Annotated in this window: 25 protein-coding genes; 8 read left to right on the top strand and 17 right to left on the bottom strand. The window is 70.4% G+C overall.

Features of this window, described 5'->3' with window-relative positions:
* Positions 1-11: 11 nt before the first annotated feature.
* Positions 12-1,016: a sigma-70 family RNA polymerase sigma factor gene (locus AB0H32_RS18220; protein WP_361121008.1), complete on the top strand. Its 1,005-nt coding sequence runs from the start codon at positions 12-14 to the stop codon at positions 1,014-1,016.
* Here the strand turns inward: AB0H32_RS18220 and AB0H32_RS18215 are convergent.
* Complete coding sequence (locus AB0H32_RS18215; RefSeq protein WP_361121005.1) at positions 909-1,295, bottom strand: STAS domain-containing protein; 387 nt, start codon at positions 1,293-1,295, stop codon at positions 909-911. The two genes, AB0H32_RS18220 and AB0H32_RS18215, sit on opposite strands and share 108 nt — an antisense overlap.
* A 68-nt stretch (positions 1,296-1,363) precedes the next feature.
* On the opposite strand from AB0H32_RS18215, the gene AB0H32_RS18210 reads away from it, so the two are divergent.
* Positions 1,364-2,284 carry an AEC family transporter gene (locus AB0H32_RS18210; RefSeq protein ID WP_361121003.1) on the top strand — a complete coding sequence of 307 codons (921 nt, stop codon included), beginning with the start codon at positions 1,364-1,366 and terminating at the stop codon, positions 2,282-2,284.
* A gap of 3 nt (positions 2,285-2,287) precedes the next feature.
* Here AB0H32_RS18210 and AB0H32_RS18205 read toward each other — a convergent pair whose 3' ends face one another.
* From AB0H32_RS18205 to AB0H32_RS18160, 10 genes are all read right to left on the bottom strand, one after another.
* Complete coding sequence (locus tag AB0H32_RS18205) at positions 2,288-2,605, bottom strand: Uma2 family endonuclease (protein WP_361121001.1); 318 nt, start codon at positions 2,603-2,605, stop codon at positions 2,288-2,290.
* Positions 2,606-2,863: a hypothetical protein gene (locus AB0H32_RS18200; protein WP_361120998.1), complete on the bottom strand. Its 258-nt coding sequence runs from the start codon at positions 2,861-2,863 to the stop codon at positions 2,606-2,608.
* A gap of 98 nt (positions 2,864-2,961) precedes the next feature.
* The gene (locus tag AB0H32_RS18195; RefSeq protein ID WP_361120995.1) at positions 2,962-4,245 is read right to left on the bottom strand and encodes a thymidine phosphorylase; all 1,284 of its coding nucleotides are present in this window, start codon (positions 4,243-4,245) and stop codon (positions 2,962-2,964) included.
* Between the two features lie 72 nt (positions 4,246-4,317).
* A complete protein-coding gene (locus AB0H32_RS18190) occupies positions 4,318-4,722 on the bottom strand; it encodes a cytidine deaminase (protein ID WP_361120993.1) in 405 nt (134 codons plus the stop codon).
* Entirely contained in the window at positions 4,719-5,981 is a 1,263-nt protein-coding gene (locus AB0H32_RS18185; RefSeq protein ID WP_361120991.1) for an ABC transporter permease, read from the bottom strand. Before AB0H32_RS18185 ends, AB0H32_RS18190 begins: the two co-directional genes overlap by 4 nt.
* Positions 5,981-7,102: an ABC transporter permease gene (locus AB0H32_RS18180; protein WP_361120988.1), complete on the bottom strand. Its 1,122-nt coding sequence runs from the start codon at positions 7,100-7,102 to the stop codon at positions 5,981-5,983. Before AB0H32_RS18180 ends, AB0H32_RS18185 begins: the two co-directional genes overlap by 1 nt.
* Entirely contained in the window at positions 7,099-8,772 is a 1,674-nt protein-coding gene (locus AB0H32_RS18175) for an ABC transporter ATP-binding protein (protein ID WP_361121035.1), read from the bottom strand. The genes AB0H32_RS18180 and AB0H32_RS18175 overlap by 4 nt, the downstream gene beginning before the upstream one ends.
* 234 nt (positions 8,773-9,006) lie before the next feature.
* On the bottom strand, positions 9,007-10,053 hold the full coding sequence (locus tag AB0H32_RS18170; protein WP_361120985.1) for a BMP family ABC transporter substrate-binding protein: 1,047 nt from the start codon (positions 10,051-10,053) through the stop codon (positions 9,007-9,009).
* Positions 10,054-10,301: 248 nt separating this feature from the next.
* Positions 10,302-11,384 (bottom strand): BMP family ABC transporter substrate-binding protein, encoded by a 1,083-nt coding sequence (locus tag AB0H32_RS18165; RefSeq protein WP_361120982.1) that lies wholly within the window; start codon positions 11,382-11,384, stop codon positions 10,302-10,304.
* Positions 11,385-11,660: 276 nt separating this feature from the next.
* Positions 11,661-12,884, bottom strand: a complete 1,224-nt coding sequence (locus AB0H32_RS18160) for an amidohydrolase (protein WP_361120979.1) — start codon at positions 12,882-12,884, stop codon at positions 11,661-11,663.
* Positions 12,885-13,104: 220 nt separating this feature from the next.
* On the opposite strand from AB0H32_RS18160, the gene AB0H32_RS18155 reads away from it, so the two are divergent.
* The gene (locus tag AB0H32_RS18155; protein WP_361120976.1) at positions 13,105-13,758 is read left to right on the top strand and encodes a class I SAM-dependent methyltransferase; all 654 of its coding nucleotides are present in this window, start codon (positions 13,105-13,107) and stop codon (positions 13,756-13,758) included.
* A gap of 195 nt (positions 13,759-13,953) precedes the next feature.
* Complete coding sequence (locus tag AB0H32_RS18150; RefSeq protein WP_361120973.1) at positions 13,954-14,313, top strand: hypothetical protein; 360 nt, start codon at positions 13,954-13,956, stop codon at positions 14,311-14,313.
* 43 nt (positions 14,314-14,356) lie between these two features.
* Here the strand turns inward: AB0H32_RS18150 and AB0H32_RS18145 are convergent, their stop codons facing one another.
* From AB0H32_RS18145 to AB0H32_RS18130, 4 genes are read right to left on the bottom strand one after another with little or no spacing between them, the layout of a single operon-like run.
* The gene (locus tag AB0H32_RS18145; protein WP_361120970.1) at positions 14,357-15,505 is read right to left on the bottom strand and encodes a hypothetical protein; all 1,149 of its coding nucleotides are present in this window, start codon (positions 15,503-15,505) and stop codon (positions 14,357-14,359) included.
* A gap of 47 nt (positions 15,506-15,552) precedes the next feature.
* On the bottom strand, positions 15,553-16,491 hold the full coding sequence (locus AB0H32_RS18140; RefSeq protein WP_361120967.1) for an N-acetylneuraminate synthase family protein: 939 nt from the start codon (positions 16,489-16,491) through the stop codon (positions 15,553-15,555).
* 12 nt (positions 16,492-16,503) lie between these two features.
* Positions 16,504-17,799 (bottom strand): N-acylneuraminate cytidylyltransferase, encoded by a 1,296-nt coding sequence (locus tag AB0H32_RS18135; RefSeq protein ID WP_361120965.1) that lies wholly within the window; start codon positions 17,797-17,799, stop codon positions 16,504-16,506.
* Between the two features lie 32 nt (positions 17,800-17,831).
* Entirely contained in the window at positions 17,832-19,151 is a 1,320-nt protein-coding gene (locus AB0H32_RS18130) for a DUF6716 putative glycosyltransferase (RefSeq protein WP_361120962.1), read from the bottom strand.
* Positions 19,152-19,349: 198 nt separating this feature from the next.
* Here AB0H32_RS18130 and AB0H32_RS18125 point away from each other — a divergent pair, with 198 nt between their 5' ends.
* From AB0H32_RS18125 to AB0H32_RS18115, 3 genes are all read left to right on the top strand, one after another.
* On the top strand, positions 19,350-20,327 hold the full coding sequence (locus AB0H32_RS18125) for a glycosyltransferase family 2 protein (RefSeq protein ID WP_361120959.1): 978 nt from the start codon (positions 19,350-19,352) through the stop codon (positions 20,325-20,327).
* A complete protein-coding gene (locus tag AB0H32_RS18120) occupies positions 20,324-21,658 on the top strand; it encodes an alpha-2,8-polysialyltransferase family protein (protein ID WP_361120956.1) in 1,335 nt (444 codons plus the stop codon). Before AB0H32_RS18125 ends, AB0H32_RS18120 begins: the two co-directional genes overlap by 4 nt.
* A gap of 186 nt (positions 21,659-21,844) precedes the next feature.
* The gene (locus AB0H32_RS18115) at positions 21,845-22,981 is read left to right on the top strand and encodes an acyltransferase (protein ID WP_361120955.1); all 1,137 of its coding nucleotides are present in this window, start codon (positions 21,845-21,847) and stop codon (positions 22,979-22,981) included.
* Here the strand turns inward: AB0H32_RS18115 and AB0H32_RS18110 are convergent.
* Positions 22,978-23,640: a TetR/AcrR family transcriptional regulator C-terminal domain-containing protein gene (locus tag AB0H32_RS18110; protein WP_361120952.1), complete on the bottom strand. Its 663-nt coding sequence runs from the start codon at positions 23,638-23,640 to the stop codon at positions 22,978-22,980. The genes AB0H32_RS18115 and AB0H32_RS18110 overlap by 4 nt on opposite strands.
* A gap of 65 nt (positions 23,641-23,705) precedes the next feature.
* On the opposite strand from AB0H32_RS18110, the gene AB0H32_RS18105 reads away from it, so the two are divergent.
* Positions 23,706-25,085: an FAD-dependent monooxygenase gene (locus AB0H32_RS18105; RefSeq protein WP_361121032.1), complete on the top strand. Its 1,380-nt coding sequence runs from the start codon at positions 23,706-23,708 to the stop codon at positions 25,083-25,085.
* A gap of 9 nt (positions 25,086-25,094) precedes the next feature.
* On the opposite strand, the gene leuE is transcribed toward AB0H32_RS18105, so the two are convergent.
* Positions 25,095-25,745 (bottom strand): leucine efflux protein LeuE, encoded by a 651-nt coding sequence (leuE, locus tag AB0H32_RS18100; protein ID WP_361120949.1) that lies wholly within the window; start codon positions 25,743-25,745, stop codon positions 25,095-25,097.
* Positions 25,746-25,778: the final 33 nt, after the last annotated feature.

Here is a 25,778-nt window from a genome sequence, read left to right as displayed (position 1 = left end):
GTGGGTGGACGATGGGCGACAGCACGGCGACGGCGGATCTCGACGTCGCACTGGAGAAGCACCGGACCGAGCTGACCGGGTACTGCTACCGCATGCTCGGCTCCTCCTTCGAGGCCGAGGACGCGGTGCAGGACACCCTGGTGCGGGCCTGGCGCAGCTACGACAAGTTCGAGGGCCGCTCCAGCCTGCGCTCGTGGCTGTACCGGATCGCGACGAACGTGTGCCTGGACACGCTGTCGGCGGGCAACAAGCGTGCCCGGCCCATGGACCTGAGCGAGTCGACCCCGCTGGCGCAGGCGGCGCTCGCTCCCCGCCCGGACAGCACCTGGCTGGAGCCGATGCCGGACGCGCGCGTACTACCAGGCCTGGCGGACCCGGCGGAGGCCGCGGTCGCCAAGGAGTCGGTCCGGCTGGCGTTCATGGCGGCGCTCCAGCAGCTGCCGCCCAAGCAGCGGGCGGTGCTGATCCTGCGCGAGGTGCTGGCGTGGAAGGCGAGCGAGGTCGCCGAGCTGCTGGGCACCACGGTCGCCTCCGTCAACAGCGCGTTGCAGCGGGCCAGGGCGACGCTCGCCGAGCGTGGGGCCGCGGGCGCCGAGGGCGTGGTGTCGGACCCGCTGGACGAGGAGCAGCAAAAACTCCTGGAGCGCTACGTCAAGGCCTTCGAGGGCTACGACATGACGGCCCTGACGGCGCTCCTGCACGAGGACGCCATCATGACGATGCCGCCGTTCGACCTCTGGCTGCGCGGCACCGCCGACATCACCGGCTTCATGACCACCCTCGGCGCCTCCTGCGCGGGCTCGCGTCTGCTGCCGGTCCAGGCCAACGGCCTGCCCGGCTTCGCGCACTACAAGCCGGACGAGGAGCGGGGCGGCTTCAGCCCCTGGGCCGTGCAGATCCTGGAGATCTCAGAAGGCCGGATCACCGGATTCCACTGCTTCCTCGACACCAAGCGCTGGTTCCCCCTCTTCGACCTGCCCCTCCACCTCGAAGCGGAGCCCGACCAGGTCGAGTAGGGCGTGCAGCGCGGGGTCGGGGTCGCGCAGCCGTATCCGCCCGCCGGCCCGGTGGGCAGCCAACTGCAGCCGCGCCAGCAGGTCGACGGTCCCGAGCCCGGGAGGCCCGAGCCCGCCCGCGTCGCACACGACGACGTCGGCCCCGCCGGCCTCCAGCAGTGTCCGCACGTCGTCACACAGCCCCGGCACCTCGTCGCGGGTGACGGGGCCGGGCAGCACGAGTACGGCGGGTGTCTTGGCGTCCACGTGCGGTAGACCGCCCGGGCGGACGTAACTCATCGCAGCCGCCCGCTGCCGGGCAGAAACCGCATTGACCCGCTCGCCCCTGCCCACGGAGGGTTGGCCCTGTGCAGGGGGTGCTCAGCGGGTTCGCGGTGATCGCGGTCGTCATCGGGGTGGGCTATGTGCTCGGGCGGCGCGGGTCGCTCGGCGAGCGGGCCGGTGAGGTGCTGACGAGACTGGCCTTCAGCGTGGCCGGCCCGGCACTGCTCTTCACGACCCTGGCCAGGGCCGACCTGTCGGTGCTGTTCTCCAGCCGCCTGTTCGTGACAGCCCTGAGCACGGCGGCCGCCTGCGGCGTCTTCGTCGCGGTCGGCGCGCTACGACGCTGGGGCGTGGGCCGCACCACGATCGGCGCCCTGTGCTCCGGTTACGTCAACTCGGGCAACCTCGGCATCCCGATCGCCGCCTACGTCCTGGGCGACGCCTCCCTGGTGGCCCCGGTGCTGCTCTTCCAGGTCGTCCTGGTCACCCCCGTCGCCCTCACGGTCCTGGACCTGTCCGGGATGGGTGAGAAGGGCACGGTGTGGCAGCGCCTGCTGACCCCGCTGCGCAACCCGATAGCGGTCGGCTCACTGTCGGGTGTCGTGGTGTCGGCGGCGGGCTTGAAGGTCCCTCACCCGGTCATGGACCCCCTCACCCTGATCGGCAACATGTCCGTCCCGGCGGCCCTGCTGGCCTTCGGCATGTCCCTGCACGGCAGCGCGCTCCTGAGCCGGGGGCGCAACCGCGGGCCGGTCCTGCTGTCGGTGGCGCTGAAGTCGGTGGGACAGCCGCTGGTGGCCTGGGTACTGGCACGGGGCGTCTTCGGGCTGCACGGCGCACCCCTGCTGGACGTGGTGGTCACCTCGGCGCTCCCGGCCGCCCAGAACCTGTTCACCTACGCGAGCCGCTACCGGGTGGCCGAGTCCCTGGCCCGGGAGTCGGTCCTGTTGTCGACGGTGGTGTCGGTGCCGGTGCTGGTGGGGGTGGCGGCGGTGCTGGGGTGAGGGTCAGCCGACGGGGAGTGTGAGGTGGAAGGGTCCGGGCAACCCGACTGACGCGCCGAACTCCACCGACTCCAGGACGCGGTAGGCCCCGCCCTCGGCATCGCCGTACAGCGTGACCGTCGGTCCTGTCGGGGCCAGACCGTCGACCAGGAGGTACAACGGGACAGCTGCCTCGGCGTAGCCGGCCGCTTTCGTCGTCCTATCGTTCTGCGCTGTGGCGGCCGAGGTGATCTCCACGACCAGTTCGGCTACGTCTGCGGGAGCGAAGTACTCGTCCTTTCCCAGCTGCGCCTTCTCCGGCACCACGCACAGATCGGGCACCTACAGTTCCAGCCGCGATGGAACGGCCAGGGCCACGCGCTGGGAGACGCCCCAGGACTCCGGGATCACGTCATGGAGGCGCAATTGCAAGGGCTCCGAGACCGTGTGGTGGGCAACGGCGGAATAGGGAGCCACGGTGACGAGTCCTTCGATGATCTCCACCTTGCAGCCCTTGGGGGCATCGGTCTGCTTCCGGACCCAGGCGAGTTCCTCCCACTCGTCATCGGTCAGGAGGCAGTCACCCTCGAACCCGTCCATGGGCTCATCCAACACGCCGAACGGGACCGGCACAGGTCCGCCGATCCCGTTCACCCGAAAGGGCTGTGACCTCAGCGGCCTCCGGCCGCGGGCGCAGGTCAGGCGATACGTTCCAGCACCACCGGGGAAGCCTTGAAGTCCGTCCCCGCCGCCGCGATGTCGTACGAGCCCTCGACCGCCTGGAGCGCGTACTCGAAGCGCTCGGGGGTGTCCGTGTGCAGGGTCAGCAGAGGCTGGCCCTCGGTCACCGCGTCGCCCGGCTTGGCGTGCATCTCGATGCCCGCCGCCGCCTGCACCGGGTCCTCCTTGCGGGCGCGGCCCGCGCCCAGGCGCCAGGCGCCGACGCCGATGTCGTAGGCGTCCAGGCGGGTCAGGACGCCGGAGGAGGGCGCCTTGATGACGTGCTGCTCACGCGAGGTGGGCAGCTCGGCGTCCGGGTCGCCGCCCTGGGCCGCGATCATGCGGCGCCAGACGTCCATCGCCGAGCCGTCGGCCAGGGCCTTCGCCGGGTCCGCGCCCTTCACACCGGCCGCGTCGAGCATCTCGCGGGCGAGCGCGATCGTCAGCTCGACCACGTCCGCCGGGCCGCCGCCCGCCAGGACCTCGACCGACTCGCGGACCTCCAGGGCGTTGCCCGCGGTGAGGCCGAGAGGCGTGGACATGTCCGTCAGGAGCGCGACCGTCTTCACGCCGTGGTCGGTGCCGAGGCCCACCATCGTGGAGGCCAGCTCGCGCGCGTCCTCGATCGTCTTCATGAAGGCGCCCGAGCCGACCTTCACGTCCAGGACCAGGGAGCCGGTGCCCTCCGCGATCTTCTTGGACATGATCGAGGACGCGATCAGCGGGATCGCCTCGACCGTGCCGGTCACGTCCCGCAGCGCGTACAGCTTCTTGTCGGCCGGGGCCAGGCCGTCGCCCGCCGCACAGATCACCGCGCCCGTGGTGTCCAGGACGTGCAGCATCTCCTCGTTGGAGAGCAGGGCACGCCAGCCGGGGATCGACTCCAGCTTGTCCAGGGTGCCGCCGGTGTGGCCGAGGCCGCGGCCGGACAGCTGCGGGACGGCGGCACCGCAGGCCGCCACGAGCGGTGCGAGCGGGAGCGTGATCTTGTCGCCGACGCCGCCCGTGGAGTGCTTGTCCGCCGTCGGGCGGGACAGCGAGGAGAAGTTCATGCGTTCGCCGGAGGCGATCATGGCCGCGGTCCAGCGGGCGATCTCGCGGCGGTTCATGCCGTTGAGCAGGATCGCCATGTTGAGCGAGGCCATCTGGTAGTCGGCGACCTCGCCGCGGGTGTACGCGTCGATGACCCAGTCGATCTGCTCGTCGGTCAGCTCACCGCGGTCCCGCTTGGTGCGGATGACGGAGATGGCGTCCATGGCCATGGCTGATGGCTTCCTTCCGGGAGGTGCGAAGTGCACGGCCCCCCTGAGCAGGTCAGGGGGGCCGTACGGGAGTTACTTGGTGAGATGGTCCGGGCCGAAGGCCTGGGGCAGCATCTCGGCGAGCGGGAGGACGCCCGCGGGGGTGTCGAGGAGCAGGTCGGGGCCGCCGAACTCGTAGAGCAGCTGGCGGCAGCGGCCGCACGGGACGAGCAGCCCGCCCGTGCCGTCCACGCAGGTGAAGTGCGTGAGCCGGCCGCCGCCGGTGCGCTGCAGCTCCGAGACCAGACCGCACTCGGCGCACAGGCCGAGTCCGTAGGAGGCGTTCTCGACGTTGCAGCCGGTGACCGTGCGCCCGTCGTCGACCTGTGCCGCCGTGCCGACCGGGAAGCCCGAGTAGGGGGCGTAGGCGTGGGACATGGCCTCCCGCGCCTGGGCGCGCAGCGCCTCCCAGTCGAACTCGCCGGCCGGGGTGGTCACTTGCCCTGTCCCTTCCGGTACGGCAGACCGTCCGCCTTCGGCATCCGCAGCTTCTGCGCGGACAGCGACAGGACGAGCAGCGTGACGATGTACGGGGTGGCCGTCACCAGCTGGCGCGGGACCTCGTTCGTGGAGACGTACCAGAGGAACATCAGGGCCGCGATGACGACCGTGATCACGGCGGGGACGTACTTCTTCTTCCACGCCTGGTAGGCGGCGCCGAACACCAGCAGGATCGCCAGCAGCAGGATCAGTGCGTGGACGTTCACCGTGCCGCCGCGCAGGTTGAGGCTGTCGGTGTAGCCGAACAGGCCTGCGCCGAGGGCGAGGCCGCCCGGCATCCAGTTGCCGAAGATCATCGCGGCGAGACCGATGTAGCCGCGGCCGGCCGTCTGGCCGTCGAGGTACACGTTCGAGGCGACGATGGAGAGGAACGCGCCGCCGAGGCCGGCGAAGCCGCCGGAGATGATCACGGCGATGTACTTGTACTTGTACACGTTGACACCGAGGGACTCGGCCGCCACCGGGTTCTCGCCGCAGGAGCGCAGGCGCAGGCCGAAGGAGGTGCGCCACAGCACCCACCAGGTCACCGGGATCATGGCGACCGCGATGACGGTCAGCGGCGAGAGGTCGGTGACCAGGCCGCCGAGCAGGCCCGCGATGTCCGAGACCAGGAACCAGTGCTTCTCGTTGAGCGTGTTCAGCCAGTCCGACAGGCCCGGGATGCTGAACTCGCCGAGGGAGTCGATCGGCGGGGACTGCTTGGTGGAGCCCTGCGGGGCGTTGGCGAAGGTGAACTTCGACAGGTAGCGGGTCACGCCCAGGGCCAGGATGTTCAGCGCCACACCGGAGACGATGTGGTTGACGTTGAAGGTGACCGTCGCGATGGCGTGCAGGACGGCGCCGAGTGCGCCGCCGATGATGCCGAAGACGACACCGGTCCACGGACCCCACTGGTAGCCGGCCCAGGCGCCGAACCAGGTGCCGAGGATCATCATGCCCTCGAGGCCGATGTTGACGACGCCCGCGCGCTCGGCCCACAGGCCGCCGAGGCCCGCGAGGCCGATCGGCACCGCGAGCTGCAGCGCGGTGGACATCTGCCCGACCGAGGTGATGCCGTCCGCGCCGGTGATGATGCGGACGATCGAGGTGAGCACCAGCACGCCTGCGATGACCAGCAGGAGTACCGGGAGCGACATACGGCGGCCGCCCTTGCGGGGCTGCTTCGCCTGCGGCTTGGCGATGGTCGCGGTGGACATCAGGCAGCCACCTCCTTGTTGGTGTTCTTGGCGGCGGCCGCGGCCAGCTCGGCGCCGACCCGGCGCTGCTGGCGGCGCAGAGCCCACTGCTGGACGGCCGCGTACGAGATGACGACCGCGAAGACGATCAGGCCCTGCATGATCGTCGCGATCTCCTTGTCGTACGCCACGGGGGTCGCGTAGTCGAGGGCGGGCGAGGCCTTGTCGAGGAAGGCCCACAGCAGGGCGGCCAGTGCGATGCCGCCCGGGTTGTTGCGGCCGAGCAGCGCGATGCCGATGGCGGTGAAGCCGAGGCCGACCGGGAAGCTCAGGCTGTAGGTGTGGCTGTCGCCGAGCAGCAGCGGCAGACCGGCCAGGCCGGAGACGGCGCCGGAGATCAGCATCGCGGTCAGCACCATGCGCTTGGCGTCGACACCGGAGGCCGCGGCGGCGGTCTCCGAGGCGCCGGTGGCGCGCAGGTCGAAGCCGAAGCGGGTGCGGTTGAGGACGACCCAGTAGCCGATGCCGAGGAGGACGGCGAGGAAGACCAGGCCGTAGATCTCGCCGACGTCCGAGCCCAGGTTGATGCCCGGGAACCAGCCGGACTTCTTCATGACGCCCGTCGTCACGTTGTCGCCGACCTGCACGCCCCACACGTCGGTGAGGGTGATGTAGCCGATGACCGCGGTGGCGATCGAGTTCAGCATGATCGTCGCGACGACCTCGCTGACGCCCCGGGTGACCTTCAGGACACCGGCGATGCCGGCCCAGAAGGCGCCGGTGGCCATGGCGACGATCAGCAGCACCGGGATCTGCAGGAAGCTGGGCAGGGCCAGGTGCGCGCCGACGACGGCGGTCATCACCGCGGCGAGGCGGTACTGGCCGTCGACACCGATGTTGAACAGGTTCATGCGGAAGCCGAGGGCGACCGCGATGGCGGCGATGTAGTACAGCGACGCCTGGTTGATGATCAGCACCTGGATGTCCGAGTACGGCAGCTGCTGGAGCATCAGGATGTACGGCTCGATCGGGTTCTTGCCCGAGGCGAGCAGGACCACGGAGGTCAGCACGATCGCCAGGACGAGCGCGATGACCGGTCCGGCCACCGCGACGAGCACCCGCTCCTTGTCGAACTTCTTCATCGGGCCTCGTCCTCCGGACCGGCGTTGTCGTCGCCCTCGGGGGCGGTCTCTTCGTGCTCCAGGTGACCGGACGCGGCACCCGTCATGGCCGTGCCCAGCTCCTCCGGCGTGATGGAGGCCGGGTCGGCGTCGGCGACCAGCTTGCCGTCGTAGATGACGCGCAGGGTGTCGGACAGGCCGATCAGCTCGTCCAGGTCGGCGGAGATCAGCAGCACGGCCAGGCCCTCGCGGCGGGCCTCGCGGATGCGGTCCCAGATCTGCGCCTGCGCGCCGACGTCCACACCGCGGGTGGGGTGGGCGGCGATCAGGAACTTCGGGTCGTGGCTCATCTCGCGGCCGACGATCAGCTTCTGCTGGTTGCCGCCGGACAGGGAGGCCGCGGTGACGTCGATGCCGGGGGTGCGGACGTCGTACTCCTCGACGATCCGGCGGGTGTCGGCCTGGGCGCCCTTGGGGTTCAGCCAGAAGCCCTTGGCGTTGGGCTTCTCGGTGACGTGGCCGAGGATGCGGTTCTCCCAGAGCGGGGACTCCAGCAGCAGGCCCTGGCGGTGGCGGTCCTCGGGGATGTAGCCGAAGCCGGACTCGCGGCGCTTGCGGGTGGCCCAGGGGGTGATGTCCTCGCCGAGGAAGACGACCTGGCCGGAGTCGGCGTGCTTGGTGCCGATCAGCGCGTCGATCAGCTCGGTCTGGCCGTTGCCCTCGACACCGGCGATGCCCATGACCTCGCCGGCGTGGATGGTGAAGGAGACGTCGTCGAGGACCTTCTTGACCTCGCCGGCGGGCGCGAACTCGGTGAGGCCCTCGGCGGTGGGCTCGTCCTCGGCGCCGAGGGAGACGGCACCGCGGGCGTAGACGGTGAGGTTCCGGACCTCCAGGACCGCCCGGTCGGTGACCGTGGACTCGGCGGTCTCCGGGGTGGGCAGCTCGCTGCCGACCATCAGCTCGGCCAGCTGGCGCGGGGTGGTCTCGGACGGGATCGCGGTCCCGACCGTCGTACCGCGCCGGATGACGGTGATGTCGTCGGCGACGGAGAGCACCTCGCCGAGCTTGTGGGAGATGAAGATGACGGACAGGCCCTCGGACTTCAGCTCGCGCAGGTTGTCGAAGAGTGCGTCGACCTCCTGCGGGACCAGCACGGCGGTCGGCTCGTCGAGGATCAGGGTGCGGGCGCCGCGGAAGAGGACCTTGAGGATCTCCACGCGCTGGCGGTCGGCCACACCGAGGTCCTCGACCAGCAGGTCCGGGCGGATGCCCAGGCCGTAGCGGTCGGAGATCTCCTTGATCTTCTTGCGGGCGGCGCCGCCGATGCCGTGCAGCTTCTCGCTGCCGAGCACCACGTTCTCCAGCACGGTCAGGTTGTCGGCCAGCATGAAGTGCTGGTGGACCATGCCGATGCCGCGGGCGATGGCCTCGCCGGGGCTGGAGAAGCTCACCTGTTCCCCGTCGATCGTGATGGTGCCCTCGTCCGGCTTCTGCATGCCGTAGAGGATCTTCATCAGGGTCGACTTGCCGGCGCCGTTCTCGCCGACGAGGGCGTGGACGGTGCCCTTGCGGACCGTCAGGTGGATGTCGTGGTTGGCCACGACACCCGGGAATCGCTTGGTGATGCCCGCGAGCTCGACCGCGACTGTCGACGGAGCGGTGAGCGGAGGGCTGCTGGACGCGTCGATGGCGCACTCTCCTCGGGAAAGGGGCCGCTCTACGCGCGTAGCGCCCCTGCTTTAAATAGTGCCCGGATCTGACCGACCTTGATCGGGAACTTTCCCTCGATCAAAAATCCGATCCGTTCCGAGCATTCTGCCGCGCGAACGGGGTGCGGGCAGGTCATCCTCTCCGCACCCCGTTCCGTGGCCGTAACGCTGCCATTACAGCGTTCTGTTGGCCAAGGCTTCTGACCTAGATCGTCAGGAGGTCTTCACCTTGATGGTGCCGTCCTTGATACCCGCCTCGGCCTTCTTGATCGCGGCCTGCATGGCGGCGTTGTTCTTGAAGGTCGGGTTGGAGTCGGCCAGGCCGACGCCACCGTTCTGCAGGGAGCCGCGGATCTCGCCGGTCAGCGGCTTCTTGTCCTTGAGGACGGACTTGGAGAGGTCGTAGACCGCGCCCTCGACGTTCTTCAGGGCCGAGGTCAGGATGTAGTTCTTGTACTTGGCCAGCGCAGCCTGGTTGTACTGGTCGGAGTCGACGCCGATGGCCCAGATCTTGTGCTCGGCGGCGGACTTGATCACGCCCTGACCGGACAGGCCGGCGGCGGCGTAGAGCACGTCGGCACCCGCGTCGATCTGGCCGTTGGCCGCGTTCTCGCCCTTGTCGGGGCTGGAGAAGCCACCTTCGGCCGGGGTCTGGGTCAGGTACTGCGACTCGATCTTGATCTTCGGGTTGACGGACTTGGCGCCCTGCTCGTAACCCGCCTCGAACTTGTGGATCAGCGGGACGTCCACGCCGCCGATGAAGCCGATGTGGTTCTTCTTGGTCGCCTTGGCGGCCGCGACACCGGCGAGGTACGAGGACTGCTCCTCGTGGAAGACCATGTCGGCGACGTTCTTCGCCTGGGTCTGGTTGTCGTCGATGATGCCGAAGGTGACCTTCGGGAACTTCTGCGCGGCCTCCTTCACGGCACCCGCGTAGGCGAAGCCGACGCCGATGACCGGGTTGTAGCCCGCCTTGGCCAGGGTCTCCAGGCGCTGGATCTTGTCCGCGTCAGACTCGTTGTCCGTCGGCTCGACGTCCCGGCCGCTGACACCGAAGTCCTTCTGGGCCTTCTGGAAGCCCGCGTAGGCGGCGTCGTTGAAGGACTGGTCGCCCTTGCCACCGACGTCGTACGCAAGGCCGATGCCCTTGGACTTGCCCTCGGTGGAGGAGGACGAGGACGAGCTGCCACAGGCAGAGACGGTTACGGCGAGCGCTGCGGTCGCAACGCCTGCAATCGTGATGCGGGACACCCGGCGCATGGAACTTGACTCCTTTGTGCAAGCGCCCAAACCAGGCGCTGGTTCCGCCGCAGCGTAACGCGCGTAGACCAGACGGAAAACCCCCAATGTCCGGTCCGTTATCGAGCTGTGGCCACAGTCACCTTCAAGGTTACGGACAGCAGTACACCCCTTGCGGGAGGCAAGGGGTGTACGGGGTCGACGGCGTCCTGCCGGGCGCGAAACCGGAGGTCGGATCACGCGATATTGACCATTGTCTTACCGTCGTCTCACTTGGTGTTGACGGTGATCTTTCCGTCGATGATGTCCTGCTTGGCCTTGGTCACGGCCGTGACCGCAGCGGTCATCGCCTTGTACTTCGGGTTGGAGTCGGCGAAACCGACACCGCCGGACTTCAGGTCGCCGCGGACCTCGCCGCTGAGCGGCTTGCCCTCGTAGACGGACTTGGCGAGGTCGTAGACGGCGCCGCCGACGTTCTTCAGGGCCGAGCCGAGGATGTAGTCCTTGTACTTGGCCAGCGCGCTCTGCGCGTACTGGTCGGAGTCCACTCCGATGGCCCACACCTTGTGCTCGGCGGCGGACTTGATCACGCCCTGACCGGACAGGCCGGCCGCGTGGTAGATGACGTCGGCGCCGGCGTCGATCTGGCCGTTGGCCGCGTTCTCACCCTTGTCCGGGCTGGCGAAACCGCCCTCCGCCGGGGTCTGGGTCAGGTACTGCGACTCGATCTTGATCTTCGGGTTGACCGACTTGGCGCCCTGGTCGAACCCGGCCTCGAACTTGTGGATCAGCGGGATGTCCACGCCGCCGATGAAGCCGACGTGGTTCTTCTTGGTCGCCTTGGCCGCGGCCACACCGGCGAGGTACGAGGACTGCTCCTCGTGGAAGACCATGTCGGCGACGTTCTTCGCCTGGATGGTGTTGTCGTCGATGATGCCGAAGGTGACCTTCGGGTACTTGAGGGCGACCTGCTTCACGGCAGGCGCATAGGCGAAGCCCACGCCGATGACCGGGTTGTAGCCCGCCTTGGCCAGGGTCTCCAGACGCTGCACCTTGTCGGCGTCCGACTCGTCGGCCTGCGGCTCGACGTCCCGACCGCCGATCTTGAACTCGTCCTGGGCCTTCTTGAAGCCGGCGTAGGCGGCGTCGTTGAAGGACTGGTCGCCCTTGCCGCCGATGTCGTAGGCGAGGCCGATGCCCTTGGCCGAGTACTTGCCGTCCTTGGAGGGCGTACCGGTGCCGGTGGAATCGGTGCTGGACTTTCCGCAGCCGGCGGCCGCGAGGGCGACGACCGCGACGGTCACCGCAGCCTGGGAGAACCTCGTTCTCCGGGAGAACTTCCGAGAGACCATACGCACAGCAAGCACCCTTCATCCCCACGGCGCCGTCAGCGGGCCGCTGTCCCCAATGTGCCGCCAGTGGTGGCGATTCGGCGCACAGTAACGCGCGTAGAAGAGGAGAGGAACGGGGTTTCTCATGGCCGTTATCGATTCGTGCCGACCCCGGGTCACAGCCGTGTGCCGCCGGTTACGCGGGGATGACACAAGGGGACGAAGAGGCACCAACCGGGCGCCCCTCCCTCCTCCCGTGCGGCCCGCGGGTCGTCGAGCAGTACGGCGGCCGTGCGCCTACAGGCCCTCGAGCAGTACAGCGGCCGTGAACAGCTCCACACCGACCGTGATGGCGGACTCGTCGGCGTCGAAGTTGCCCTGGTGCAGGTCACGGACCGTGCGGTCACCGGGGGCGCGGACGCCGAGACGGGCCAGGGCGCCGGGCACCTGCTCCAGGTACCAGGAGAAGTCCTCGCCGCCGAGGCTCTGCTGGGTGCTCTCGACGGAGTCCATGCCGCGTCGGGCCACCATGGCCCTGCGCAGCAGCTCGGTGGACTCCCGGTCGTTGACGACCGGCGGCACGCCCCGCACATAGGTGATCTGCGACTTGGCCCGGTGCAGGGTGGCGACCTCGTCGATGGCCGCGTGCACGATGTCGGGTGCCTCGCGCCAGGCCTCCAGGTCCAGGCAGCGGATGGTGCCGGACAGCTCGGCGTGCTGCGGGATGACGTTCGGGGCGTGGCCCGACTCGATCCGGCCCCAGGTCAGGGCGAGACCGCTGCGGGTGTCGACGCGGCGGGCGACGATCGCGGGGACGTCGACGGCGACACGGGCGGCGGCCGTGACCAGGTCGGTGGTCAGGTGGGGCCGGGCGGTGTGCCCGCCGGGCCCGTCCAGGGCGACCTCCAGCCGGTCGCAGGCGCTGGTGATGGGCCCGTGCCGCAGCCCGACCCGGCCGGCGTCGACCTTGGGGTCGCAGTGCACGGCGAGGATCCGGCCGACGCCGTCGAGCACCCTGTCCTTGATCGCGCCGAGGGCGCCGCCGGGCATCACCTCCTCGGCGGGCTGGAAGAGCAGCCGCACCGGCCGGGACAGCACGCCCTTGTCGTGCAGGTCGGCGAGGACGAGCCCGGCGCCGAGGACCACGGCGGTGTGCACGTCGTGGCCACAGGCGTGGGCGCGGTCCGGCACGGTGGACCGGTACGGGCAGTCCGTCTTGGTGTCCGGGATCGGCAGCGCGTCGATGTCGGCACGCAGGGCCATCAGGGGGATGGCGGGCCGCTCCCCCTCGGCCAGCCCGATGTCACAGATGAGCCCGGTTCCGGTGGCGAGGACACGGGGGCGCAGCCCGGCCTGCTCCAGCCGCTCCTTGATCGCGGCGGTCGTACGAAACTCCTGGTTGCCCAGCTCGGGGTGCATGTGCAAGTCGCGGCGGAAGGCGACGAGTTCGGCGTGCAGGGGTGCGCTGAGCACGCCGGGGAGCACATCCCCGGGGAAACCGGCCTCGGACTCTCGGGACATCAATTGGTTCACCCTCTGAAGGGTAGGACGCCCGACCGGCCAACTGCCCATCGATCAACAAAAGTTCAGCCCGTTAGGGGAAGAAAAGCTGGCCGGCGGACGCATGGCGGCGGACACTGGTGGGTAAAACCTTTGTTCCTCCTTACACGGATACCACGCATCACCACCGTCCCGCGCGACTTGTCCACGGAGCGGAACCGATCCCGGTAGGTTCGCGATCGTGAGCGACTCGACCGCGGACTTCCTGCAGACCACCCGCTCCTCCTACGACGCGATCGCCAAGGACTACGCCTCCTGCTTCCCGGACGGCCCGTCCCACCCCCTGGACCGGCAGCTGATCACGGCCTTCGCCGAACTGGTCACGGCGAACGGCGCAGCCCCCGTCGCCGACCTCGGCAGCGGCCCCGGCAACGTCACCGCCCGCCTGCACGACCTGGGCGTTCCGGTCTTCGGGGTGGACGTCTCCCCCGCGATGGCGGCCCTGGCCCGCGAGGCGCACCCACGGCTGCGCTTCCACGTGGGCTCGATGACGTCCCTGGACCTCCCGGACGCCACGCTGGGCGGGATTCTGGCCCTGTACTCGACGATCCACGTCCCCGACGACCACCTGCCGACGGCGTTCGCCGAGTTCCACCGCACGCTGGCGCCCGGCGGCCACGCCCTCCTCGCCTTCCAGTCGGCCACCGAACCGGACCACCTCCATTTGGCGGAACGCTTCGGCCATGAGATCGACCTCGATTACTACTGGCGCACGCCGGAGCAGGTCACATCCGTGCTGATCGAGGCGGGTCTGGAACTGGTGGCGACGGTGGTCCGGGAGCCGGACGGGGAAGAGACCCGGTCACGGGCGTTCGTGCTGGCGCGGAGACCCTGAGCGCCCCCACCATCAGCTCCCCCTGCCCGGAGACCAGACGAGCCGCCGCAGCAGCGGCCGCAGGACTTGCGCTCAACCATCGCGGCCACGACGGCCACGACAATGATCCAACAAGTTGCGCAGTTGGACCGATCGGGATGTAACACCCCCGTCCGATCCGCACCATCGGGTGGGGCGAAGTCCGGGAGGAACAGCATGGAGAAACACGAGCGCCGGCGATTTCTCGGCGAGGTCCACGCCGAACGCGACAGGCTACTGCCGCTCCGCGCGGAGGCGACGCAGACCACGATCGAGATGGTGAGGAAGAACGCGGCCCAGGTCTCACAACCCGACCTCGTTCCCTATCTGAACCTGGCCTACCTGCTGGCGGTCAGGCGCGGTCATGGTGAGGACCAGCTGATGGCCTTCGCGCTGTCCCTGGCGAACTGGGCGGTCTCGGTGACCGCCGACCTCGCCGAGTGCACCGACCGGACCGTGGAACAGGTCATCGACGTGTACGAGACCGCGATCATGGCGGCGGCGGAAGCGGCAGGGGCCGACGAAGAACCCACGTGACCCGGGCTGTGGCAGGGCCCGTCGTCGGGGTCGTCCATGGTGGCTACGCCAGCCCCACCGCCGCCAAGCGGTGCACGTCCCGGGCCGTCCCGGTGACCCCCGACAGGAAGCCCTGCGCCCGCGGCGAGGCGCTCTCCGTCAGCCAGGTGGGGTCGATGTCGCAGACGGCGACGCGGACGCCGGTGCCGGCCAGGGCGAGGGGGAGGGTGTGGACGACCGTGGAGGGGAAGCTGAGGATCGTGCGGCCGATGGGGCCGCGGCGGGCGATCAGTTCGAGGGGGAGGTCCGGGCGGACTATCTCCAGGCCCGTCTCGGCGGCCAGCCGGTGCAGCTTGTCCGCGCTCTCGCGGCGGTGGGCGAAGTACCGCGTGGCGCCGTGGGCCTTGGCCAGGCCGCGGACCGCCTCCAGGTAGCGGTCGCCGTCCACCACGCCGGTCTCGACCAGGGACGTGCCGACCATGTCGGCGCTCCTGGTGACGCGCGGCGGGCCGAAGCGGGCGCGGGTCCAGGCGAAGTCGTTGGCGGTGACCGTGACCCCTTCGGGGGTCTCCGTCACCGGCATGGAGGAGAAGACCTCGACCCGGCGGCCCGCGCTCGGCGTGAGGCGGCGGCGGGCCGAGGAGGAGACCGGGGCGAAGAGCAGGTCCCGGGCACCGGGGCGGCCGCCCTTGCGGTGCCAGCGCACCAGGCGCTCGCCGCGGGCGAGCTGGGCGACGAACTCCATCGTCGCCGTGCCGTCGTCGACCACGACCAGGTCCTTGGCCCGGGTGATCGTCAGCAGCAGTTGTACGTAGCGGGAGAACGGGTCTCCCATCACGATGCGGTCGGCCCGGCGCAGCGCACCCGCCAGGCCGCCGATCGTGTGGAAGGGCGCGGTCGTACCGCCCCGCGCCTCTTCCCAGCGCACCCGGTACCCCTCGTCCCGGGCCAGGTCCGCCATGCGGCGCAGCTGGCCCCGGGTCATGGGGTCGGTCGGGGACAGGACGACGAGGGTGAGCTCCGCGTCGGCGGGCGCCGCGGTGCCGGCCGGTGAGCGCCGTGCCTGCGCGGGCACGGACGGCCGGGCCGGCTCCGCGGTGTCGCGCAGGCCCTGCAGGTGCGCCCACTCCAGTACGTTCAGCAGCTGTACCGGGCTCTCCACGAAGGCGAGCGTGCGGGGCAGGTGGCCGGCCTGGCCGGCGCGGGGGCTCATCGTCGTACGACCGTCCCGTCGTAGGGCAGTTAAGGCGATCAGGGCACTCAGACCGAGACCGGCTCGCCCGCCGCCGCGGCGATCTCCGCCTCGGCGACGACGCCGGCGACACGGCGCAGCTTCTTCATCGGGCCCTGCTCGGACTCGTAGACCTTCTTGACGCCGTCACCGAGGGAGGCCTCGATGGTGCGGATGTCGCGCACCAGGCGGGTGAGGCCCTGCGGCTCCACGGAGGCGGCCTGGTCGGAGCCCCACATGGCGCGGTCGAGGGTGATGTGGCGCTCGACGAAGGTGGCGCCGAGGGCGACGGCGGCCAGCGTGGTCTGCAGGCCGGTCTCGTGGCCGGAGTAGCCGATCGGGACGTTCGGGTACTCCTTCTCCAGCGTGTTGATCACGCGGAGGTTCAGCTCCTCGGCCTTGGCCGGGTAGGTGGAGGTGGCGTGGCACATGAGGATGTTGTCGCTGCCCAGGACCTCGACCGCGTGGCGGATCTGCTTGGGGGTGGACATGCCGGTGGAGAGGATGACCGAGCGGCCGGTGGCGCGCAGGGCGCGCAGCAGCTCGTCGTCCGTCAGGGAGGCGGAGGCCACCTTGTGGGCGGGCAGGTCGAACTTCTCCAGGAAGGCGACGGCCTCGGTGTCCCACGGGGAGGCGAACCAGTCGATGTTCCTGCTCTTGCAGTATTCGTCGATCTGGCGGTACTCGTCCTCACCGAACTCCACGCGGTGGCGGTAGTCGATGTAGGTCATCCGGCCCCAGGGGGTGTCGCGCTCGATGTCCCACTGGTCGCGCGGGGTGCAGATCTCCGGGGTGCGCTTCTGGAACTTGACGGCGTCGCAGCCGGCCTCGGCGGCCACGTCGATCAGCTTGAACGCGTTCTCCAGCTCACCGTTGTGGTTGATGCCGATCTCGCCGCAGATGTAGACGGGACGGCCGGGGCCGACCTCGCGCGAACCGAACGTACGCAGACGGGAGTTGGTGCTCATCAGGGGATGTCCTTACTTGGGGAGGGAATCGAGAGAGGGGCCGAGGATCCAGCTGGCGATCTCTCGGATCGCGCCGTCACCGCCGGGGACTGTGGTGACCGCGCGTGCGGCGCCGCGTACGACGTCGTGGGCGCTCGCGACCGCCACGGGCCAGCCGACGAGGGCGAAGCACGGGAGGTCGTTGACGTCGTTGCCGACGTAGAGCACGCGCTCAGGCGCGATGCCCTGCTCCTCGCACCACTGCTTGAGGGCGAGGTCCTTGCGGTCGATGCCGTGCAGCACCGGGAGCTTCAGCTTCCGGGCGCGGGCGGCGACCACCGGGTTCTGTTCCGTGGACAGGATCAGCATCTTCAGGCCGCTCTTGCGCAGGGCGGCGATGCCGAGCCCGTCTCCGCGGTGCACGGAGACGAACTCCCGTCCGTCGGAGTCGATCAGCACCCGGTCGTCCGTCTGGGTGCCGTCGAAGTCGAGTACGACCGCGTCGATGTCGTCGGCGGTCGGGAGGGCGCCGGGGCGGTCCGCGTCGAAGAGCGGGGCCAGGGCCCGGGCGCGGGCCAGCTCGTGCGGGTCGTCGATCTCCAGCACGCGGGCCGGGTCGGTGCGGACCAGTTCGGTGTGGCCGAAGAAGCGGTGCCTGTGCTCGCGGAAGCCGGTCGCGGCCATCGCGTAGGCGGCACCGGTCTCCAGCAGGTCCTGGGGGCGGTCCTGGCGGCGCGGGCGGAAGGACTTGTCGTGGTTGACGCCGTAACCGCCGCTGACCGTCGTGGAGTTGGTGACGGTCACGGATCCGCCGAGGGACGCCGTGGACTGTGTGTCGACGGCCACCGGGTCGTCCGCCGCGTCGCGCCAGATGAAGCCGTGGAAGGGGGCGACGGTGACGGCGGTGTCGGCGCCGTTCTCGACGACGGCCGCCGCGACCCCGTCCACGTCCTCACGGACCAGGAACGGGCTGGTGCACTGCACGAGCAGGACGACGTCGACGGGCGCGCCGCGCAGGGCCTCGTGGGCGTCCATGGCGTGCAGGACTGCGGCCTCGGAGGTGGCGGTGTCACCGGCGATGGCGGCGGGGCGCAGCACGACCTCGGCGCCGGCCTGGCGGGCGGCCGCGGCGATGGCCTGGTCGTCGGTGGAGACCACCACGTCGGTCACCAGGCGGGCGGCGCGGCACTCGCGCACCGCGCGGGCCACCAGCGGGATACCGCCGACGGGGGCGAGGTTCTTGGCGGGGACACCCTTGGAGCCGCCGCGCGCCGGGATCACCGCGAGCACGCGGCGCACCGCGGGTGCGTCGGGGTTGGCGTCGGTCATGTGCTCCACTCCTTGCCGTGGGATCCGGTCGCTCACAGCTCTCCCATTCGTCGGATCACGGGGGCCACGCGCTGCACGCCGTGGCGGTAGGCGCCGCGTGCGGCCCGGCGCACGATCTGGCGGACGGGTCCGGGCGCCTTGTCGGCGGCGGGCGCGCCGGGCAGCGGCGCGCCGTCGGGGCCGAGATGGTGGCGCGCGAGGATCCCGGGGAGGTAGCCGGGCGCGGTCTCGGGTGTGTAGTAGGGGTTCAGGGGCGGCAGGCCGCCTGCGCGGTCCAGCAGCTCGGCGATGCGCTCGCGGGCCGCGTCGAAGGCGGTGGCGTAGGAGCCGTCGGCGGCGACGCCCTGCCGGGCCACCCACTCCTCGTCGGGCACCGGGCGGTGCCCGGCGTCCAGCTGGTCCCAGGAGGCGAGGCATCCGGAGCCGGTGAAGTGGTGGTTGCCGAGCACCTCGCGCACGCCGAGGTCGGTCAGGACGACCGTCGGGATGCGGCGGTGCAGAGCCTCCAGGGCGGCCGTGGAGCTGACCGTGACCAGCAGGTCGGTGCGGTCGAGCACCTCGCCCATGTGGCCGTACACCAGGCGGAAGTTGGCGGGCACGTCCTTGCCCTGGACCAGCTTCTGGTACGGCAGCTCCTCGATGTGGGTGGTGTGCTCGCCGGGCTTGGAGCGCAGCTTCAGCAGCACCTCGCGCTCGGGGTGCCTGCGGGCGTGCTCGATCAGCCGGTTCAGCAGGTAGACGCGGTCCTTGCGGCTGTCCGGGACGGACGGCTGGGCCGCGAACACCACCGTGCAGGGGTCGTGTTCGCCGGTGTACGGCTGCCCGCCGAGGAACGGCAGCGCGACCTCGGTCACCGCGGACGCGTCGGCGCCGACCCCCTCGTACACGGCGCGGAACCGGTCCGCGTCGTGGCGGGAGTTGGCGAGGACGAGGTCCGCGCCGTGGCGCAGCAGCAGCCCGTCGGCGAGCTTCTCGTAGACGACGCCGACGTAGCCGGTGACGACGACGGGGCGCTTCCCGGAGCCCCAGGCGCCTCGCAGCCCGTGCAGCATCGCCTGCACACCGCCGCCGACCAGGGAGAGGACGAGGACGTCGTACGGGTCTTCGGTGCTCTCGGTCATCGCGCGCAGGAACTCGACGGCGGTCACCTCGCGGAGGGAGTCCGCGCGGACGCCGACCTCGTCGAGCTGGCGGGCGGTCGGGGTGGCTCGGCCTCGCAGGAGGTAGCCGTCGAGCCGGATCCCGGCGTCGGTGGGGGTGACGCGCTGCGCGGTGAGCGCGCCCCACTTCCACCGGGTGTCGGAATCCGCGAGGACGGCCACCCGCAGGGCTTTCGTTGCACTTGCTGGCACGTCGAAGACGCTAGGAAGGCATTCCGAGGTTCCGCCCAACCCGAATACAACAAACGGTTAACAGCACATCGCCGAATGGCGAATCAGGCCGTGATTGCGGCAGGAAAAAGCCCGGTTCACAGCTTCGCCATATGTCGTTCACCTTGTATCAAGGCGACCGTCAAGACACATGACGGGCTTCCCCCTAACGTCCTTGACGTGGTCAAGCTCTCCGTCATCGTGCCGTTCTACAACGTGCAGCAATATGCGCCCGACACGCTCAGGAGCCTGAAGGCGAACGCGCGTGAGGACTTCGAATTCATTCTCGTCGACGACTGTTCGCGCGACGGGACACCAGAGATTCTCGCGCGCGCGGAGCGCGAGCTGCCGGGCGCGGTCTTCGTCCGGCACGAGAAGAACGGAGGACTGGCGACCGCCCGCAACACCGGCATCGACCGGGCCCGGGGCGAGTACCTGACCTTCCTGGACGGCGACGACTGGCTCGCCCCCGGCTACTACCCGCAGCTGGTCGGCGCGATCGAGGATCTCGGCTGTGACTTCGTGCGCACCGACCATGTGCAGTGCACCGCGCGGGCGCGCAGTGTGCAGAGGGTGCCGGTCGGCCGCCGGGGCGTCGTGCTGAACCCGCGCGAGGCGATCCTGCCCGCCGACCGGTCCACCTCCGTGGACTACGCCTTCGCCTGGGCCGGCGTCTACCACCGGCGCCTGGTGGACAAGGGGCTGCTGCACTTCACCGACGGGCTGCGCACGGCCGAGGACCGGCCGTGGATCTGGAAGCTGCACCGGGAGGCGGAGTCGTTCGCCGCGGTCGGCCTGCTCGGTGTGTTCTACCGGCGCGGGGTGGCCACGTCCCTCACCCAGATCGGTGATGTGCGCCAGCTCGACTTCATTCGCGCGTTCGACCAGGTCGTCTCGGAAACCGCCGCCGACCCGGAGGCGGCCGCCCTGCTGCCGAAGGCCGTCCGCACGTACTGCGCCATCATTTCCCACCATGTGGGATCCATCGAAAGGTTCGAGCCCGCGGTGGCGAGGAAACTGAAATCCATGAGTGCCGCGGCCCTGCGGCGCATGCCGCAGGACATCCTGGACGAGGCACTGGACTCGATGGACATCCAGCGCGCCTCCAAGCTGCGCCGGCTGCGCCGCCGTCCCGCCCCCGCGGGAGCCGCCGCGTGACCACCCAGATCTTCCAGGCGTCGACGCTGTACGGCACGGCCACGCTCGCCGCCGCCCTGGACTCCGGCTGCTTCCGCCCGGCCGACCGGCGGATCCTGCTGGTCTGCAACAACGCGGCCACGCCGGAGACCACGCCCGGCCTGGACGAGATGCCGGGCTTCGAGCGGCTGCGCGACCGCTTCGACGACGTGCTGTCGTACAACGAGACGATCTTCCCCTTCCACCCCGGCGGCTGGGCGCCCCGGGTGGACGACATGCCCTTGTGGGAACGGTTCCTGCGCCACGAGTGGCAGCTCGGCGAGGACGACGTGGAGCTGGCCGTCGAGTCGATCCAGGTGAACCCGTCCCTCGCGCTCGCCCAGATCTTCACCGGCGCCCCGGTCACCGTCTACGCCGACGGCCTGATGAGCTACGGCCCGACCCGCAACAAGATCGACCCGCTGGTCGGCACCCGGGTGGACCGGGTGCTCCACCTCGATCTGGTGCCGGGTCTGAAGCCGCTGCTGCTTACCGAGTTCGGAGTGCCGGGCGAGATCGTGCCGACGCCGGCCTTCACCAAGGTGCTGGCCGGACTCACGCCCCTCGGCGACGAGCTGCCCGGGATCGAGGAGCCCGCGCTGCTGCTCGGCCAGTACCTCTCCGCGCTCGACATCCTCACCCCCGAGCAGGAGGAGAACCTGCATGTGCGGATGCTGAAGGGGGCCGTCGAACTCGGGCACACCAAGGTGGTGTTCAAGCCGCACCCCACCGCCCCGGCCCGCTACGCCCGCACCCTGGAGGAGGAGGCGGAGCGGCTCGGGGTCGACCTCACCGTGCTCGACACGCCCGTGCTGGCCGAGGTGCTGTACCAGCGGATGCGACCGGCGCTGGTCGTCGGCTGCTTCTCCACCGCGCTGCTGACCGCCTCCGCGCTGTACGGCCTGCCGGTCGCCCGGGTCGGCACCGACCTGCTGCTGGAGCAGCTGACGCCGTACGAGAACAGCAACCGCATCCCGGTCACCGTGGTCGACGCGCTGCTGCCGGAGCTGGGCGACCGTGCCGCGGTCACCGAGCAGCGCCGGGGCACGGACGTGGAGGCGCTGGGCGCCCTGGTGCGCGCGGTGGGCTTCGCGATGCAGCCGAAGATCCTGCCGCGGCTGCGCGAGGAGACCGAGCAGTACCTGGAGAAGAACCACAGCGAGCGGATCCTGCGCTACTTCAAGCGCAGGCGGCTGACCTCGCTGGCGCTGCCCGGCGGGGTGCCGACCCAGCTGGCGTTCATTCCGCGCAATGCCACGGTCCGAAGGGTGGCGCGCCGGGCGCGCAATCTGCGCCGGGCCGTGCGTCGCTGAACGTGCATTCCTGATGAGGGCGGGCCCGGCACGGGCCCGCCCTTTTCCTGTCGGCAGGAAGCAAAAACGACGAACAGGTAAACGAGCGAGGTCGGTCGGGCGAATTCCTGGAGCATGGACGCACCACGGAAATTCATATGAAAATCCGAGGTGGTTAACGCTTGTTCGGGAAAAATGTCGAGCATCATGTCTGCTTCGCCCTCCACCCTCACCAGCGCTCCGCCCACACCGGGACCGGCCCCCGCCCCGTCCGTCTCCGGCGGCTCCAAGAGCCGTCTGCTCGCCCTGGACGGACTGCGGCTCGTGGCCGCGCTGATGGTCTGCCTCTACCACTACGCCGGACGCGGCGGACCGGTCTCCGGGTCCTGGCACGGGAGCCCGACCCACCTCTTCCCCACCCTGTCCCGGGTGGCCGTCTACGGCAATTTCGGTGTGCAGTTCTTCTTCGTCATCAGCGGTTTCGTGATCTGCATGAGCAGTTGGGGCCGCACCCTCGGCGATTTCTTCCGCTCCCGGATCGCGCGCCTCTACCCCGCCTACTGGGTGGCCCTGGTCCTGGTCACGGGTGCGTCCCTCGCCCTGCCCGTCGTGGTCCACCCGGTCCGGCTGGACGAGTTCCTGGTCAACCTGACGATGCTTCAGCAGCCGATGGGCGCGACCCGGGTCCTGGGCGTGTGCTGGACGCTCTGGGTCGAGGTCCGCTTCTACGTGCTGTTCGCGATCCTCGTCGTCCTGCGCGGGGTGACCTACCGCCGGGTGGTGCTGTACGCCTGCGTCTGGACCGTGGCGGCCGTCCTGTGCCACTCGTCCGGCAACGAGCTGCTGAACCAGGTGGTCATGCCCGAGTACGCCCCGTTCTTCATCGGCGGTCTGGCGCTGTACCTGATCCACCGCTTCGGCAGCGACCTGCTCGCGTGGGGCATCGTCACGATGTCCTGGCTGCTCGCACAGAGCGAGGCCACCCGCGGCCTGTGGGGCCCGCACCCGCACCGCAATCCGTACGTCGTCGTCCTGATCGTCACCCTCGCCTTCGCGGCCGTCGCCGTCGTGGCGCTGGGCTGGACCCGCTGGGCCTCCTGGCGCTGGCTGACCACGGCCGGCGCGCTGACGTACCCGTTCTACCTGGTCCACGAGCACCTGGGCTGGTTCGTCATCCGGGTGCTGCACCGGGCCCTGGGCCTGCCCGCGTGGCCGACGCTCGCGACGACGGTGCTCGGCATGCTGCTGCTGGCGTGGCTGATCCACCGGTTCGTGGAGAAGCCGTTCGGCCCGCGACTGAAGAAGGCGCTGAAACGGGAGTCTCTCGCCGGCCACCTCGGCTAGCCGCGTTCCGCCGGCCCCGCGTAGCGCGCCTCGACCCCCGCGATCACCAGCGCCAGGCCCTCCTCGAACTGCTCGTCGTAGGCGTCGAAGAGCACCCTTCCGGCCTCGGCGGCGAGCGGGAAGTCGGCCAGGCGCCGGGCCCGTTCCTCGATGTCGTACCCCTCCCGGCGCTCGCCCGGGAGGGGCTCGACGCCCTGTTCCTCGGTGACGAAGCCGATGGTGTACGCGGTCACGGTCCGCGCCGCGTTGACCGCCTGGACCAGGCTGAAACCGGCAGCGGTGAGGACACGCAGGTGTTCCTCCATCTCACGGGCGTGGTCCGTGCCCGTGAAGCGTGATCCGCTGTAGACCTTGGCGCCGTCGCGGTAGCCGAGCAGGGCGGCGCGCAGCCCACGGCCGACCTTCAGCAGCCGCTCCGACCAGGTGTCGGCCGGATCGAGCACGGTGCCGGCGACCATGCGGCGGTACATCTCCGTCGCCATCTCGTCCAGCAGCGCCTGTTTGTCCTTGAAGTGCCAGTACAGCGCCGGGGCCTTGACGTCCAGCTCCTTGGCGATGGCGCGCAGGGTCAGCCCGTCGAGGCCGACCTCGTTCAGCAGCCGCAGCGCCGTGTCCGCGACCCGCCGGCGGTCCAGGGGCGCGCGTCGTTCCGTACTCACGCTTGACAGCTTAACAGCGTTAAGGGCAGCCTGGTCGTCGACGGCACTTAACGACGTTAAGGGGAATCGCGATGGATGTCCTGATCGTGGGCGCCGGTCCCACCGGACTCGCCCTCGGCATCGACCTCGCCCGGCGAGGGCTGGACGCGCTGGTCGTGGAGCGGGAGCGGGGGCTCTTCCCCGGATCGCGCGGCAAGGGGATCCAGCCGCGCACCCAGGAGGTGTTCGAGGACCTCGGCGTGCTGGACGCGATCCGCACGGCCGGCGGCACCTACCCGGCACGGGTGGTCTGGAAGGACGGCGAGCGGGGCGGCGACCAGCCGATGTTCGAGCCCGTGGCGGCGGACGAGGGCGCGCCGTACACCGAGCCGTGGATGGTGCCGCAGTGGCGGACCCAGGAGATCCTGTACGCGCGGCTGGTGGAGCTGGGAGGCAAGGTCGCCTTCGGCCGCGAGGTGACGGGCCTGGAGCAGGACGCGGAGGGCGTTCACGTGCGGTGCGCCGACGGTACGGCCCTGCGCGCGCGGTACGTGGTCGCGGCCGACGGCGGCCGATCCGTCGTACGGCGGGCGGTGGGCGTGGGGATGACCGGGGAGACGGTCGACCCGAGCCCGTTCGTGGTGGCGGACGTGCGGGTCGGGGGACTGGACCGGGCGTGCTGGCACACCTTCCCGGCGGCCGACGGCACCGGTCTCGCGCTGTGCCCGCTCGCCGGCACGGACGACTTCCAGCTGGCCGCGAAGCTGCCGGAGGGCACCGAGCCGGACCTCACCCTGGACGGCCTGCGCAAGCTGGTCGCCGCGTACACGCACCTGGACGGGGACGACCTCACCGAGCTGCGCTGGGCCTCGGGCTTCCGGCCCCGGGCGGCGCTCGCGGACCGCTTCCGGGCGGGCCGGGTGTTCCTCGCGGGCGACGCGGCGCACGTCCACTCGCCCGCCGGCGGGCAGGGACTGAACACGAGCGTCCAGGACGCCTACAACCTGGGCTGGAAGCTGGGCGCGGTCCTGCACGGCGGGGCGCCGCAGGAGCTGCTGGACACCTACGAGGAGGAGCGGCGGGCCAATGCGGCGGCCATGCTGGGCCTGTCGACGGGAGTGCACCGCGGGGAGGTGCAGCGCGGGAAGGCGACGGTGCAGCTCGGACTGGGCTACCCGGACTCGTCCTTGAGCGAGGAGAGGCGGGCCGTCCCGTCGGCCGTACGGGCGGGCGACCGGGCACCGGACGGGACGGTGGACGGCGTACGGCTCTTCGACGCGTTCCGGGGGCCGCACTGGACGCTGCTCGGCGCGACGGCACCCGTCGCGGGGGTGAAGGCCCTCCCGGCCGCCCCCGAGTCCTACGGACCCGGTGTCTTCCTGGTCCGTCCGGACGGGTACGTCGGCTGGGCGGGCGACTCGGCGGACGGACTCGGCGACTACCTGGCCACGGTCGGCCTGCGCTGACCCGGTGGCCTACGCACTGGCCAGCGACAGCTTCACCGCGAACCCAAGGAACAGGGCCCCCGCGGCCGAGGTCGCCGTCGCCGACAGCCGCCGGCGGCGGCGGAAGGCGGCAGCGAGGCGGGTGCCGCCGAATATCAGCGCACTGAGGTAGAGGAAGCTGGCCAGCTGGGCGAAGGCGCCGAGGACGACGAAGGAGAGGGCCGGGTAGGCGTAGCCCGGGTCCACGAACTGCACGAAGAAGGCGACGAAGAACAGGATCGCCTTGGGGTTGAAGAGGCTGACGACGAAGGCACGGCGCAGGGGCCGCTCCTCGGCCGGAGCGACCGTCACGGCCTCCTCGACGGCCTTCTCGCGCCGGGTGCGCCACATCTCCCGGGCGGACCGCAGCATGCCGATCGCCAGCCAGGTCAGATATCCGGCCCCGGCGTACTTCACGATCCCGAAGAGCACGGCGTTGCCCTGGAGGAGCGAGGCGACCCCGGCGGCCGACAGCGTCATCAGCACGGTGTCCCCGCACCACACCCCGGCGGCGGCGGTGTACCCCGCGCGCACGCCGCGACGGGCGGCCACGGAGAGCACGTACAGCGAGTTGGGACCGGGCAGCAGGACGATCAGGACGAGACCGGCCAGATAGGTGGGGAGATCGATGACGCCGAACATGGGAAGGAGTGTCGCACGGGGGCTCCCGTGATC

The organism is Streptomyces sp. NPDC020362 (assembly GCF_040642095.1).
GTDB lineage: Bacteria > Actinomycetota > Actinomycetes > Streptomycetales > Streptomycetaceae > Streptomyces.
The sequence above is the reverse complement of the archived record's forward strand: the minus strand, read 5'-3'. Positions and strand labels throughout refer to the sequence as shown.

Excerpts from the sequence above, each read along its gene's own strand:
- AB0H32_RS18195 (WP_361120995.1), bottom strand. The coding sequence starts at position 4,245 with ATGGCCATGGACGCCATCTCCGTCATCCGCACCAAGCGGGACCGCGGT.
- AB0H32_RS18170 (WP_361120985.1), bottom strand. The coding sequence starts at position 10,053 with ATGCGCCGGGTGTCCCGCATCACGATTGCAGGCGTTGCGACCGCAGCG.
- AB0H32_RS18180 (WP_361120988.1), bottom strand. The coding sequence starts at position 7,102 with ATGAAGAAGTTCGACAAGGAGCGGGTGCTCGTCGCGGTGGCCGGACCG.
- leuE (WP_361120949.1), bottom strand. The coding sequence starts at position 25,745 with ATGTTCGGCGTCATCGATCTCCCCACCTATCTGGCCGGTCTCGTCCTG.
- AB0H32_RS18220 (WP_361121008.1), top strand. The coding sequence starts at position 12 with ATGGGCGACAGCACGGCGACGGCGGATCTCGACGTCGCACTGGAGAAG.
- AB0H32_RS18115 (WP_361120955.1), top strand. The coding sequence starts at position 21,845 with ATGTCTGCTTCGCCCTCCACCCTCACCAGCGCTCCGCCCACACCGGGA.
- AB0H32_RS18215 (WP_361121005.1), bottom strand. The coding sequence starts at position 1,295 with ATGAGTTACGTCCGCCCGGGCGGTCTACCGCACGTGGACGCCAAGACA.
- AB0H32_RS18145 (WP_361120970.1), bottom strand. The coding sequence starts at position 15,505 with ATGAGCCCCCGCGCCGGCCAGGCCGGCCACCTGCCCCGCACGCTCGCC.
- AB0H32_RS18165 (WP_361120982.1), bottom strand. The coding sequence starts at position 11,384 with ATGGTCTCTCGGAAGTTCTCCCGGAGAACGAGGTTCTCCCAGGCTGCG.
- AB0H32_RS18185 (WP_361120991.1), bottom strand. The coding sequence starts at position 5,981 with ATGTCCACCGCGACCATCGCCAAGCCGCAGGCGAAGCAGCCCCGCAAG.
- AB0H32_RS18160 (WP_361120979.1), bottom strand. The coding sequence starts at position 12,884 with ATGTCCCGAGAGTCCGAGGCCGGTTTCCCCGGGGATGTGCTCCCCGGC.
- AB0H32_RS18135 (WP_361120965.1), bottom strand. The coding sequence starts at position 17,799 with ATGACCGACGCCAACCCCGACGCACCCGCGGTGCGCCGCGTGCTCGCG.
- AB0H32_RS18200 (WP_361120998.1), bottom strand. The coding sequence starts at position 2,863 with ATGGACGGGTTCGAGGGTGACTGCCTCCTGACCGATGACGAGTGGGAG.
- AB0H32_RS18140 (WP_361120967.1), bottom strand. The coding sequence starts at position 16,491 with ATGAGCACCAACTCCCGTCTGCGTACGTTCGGTTCGCGCGAGGTCGGC.
- AB0H32_RS18150 (WP_361120973.1), top strand. The coding sequence starts at position 13,954 with ATGGAGAAACACGAGCGCCGGCGATTTCTCGGCGAGGTCCACGCCGAA.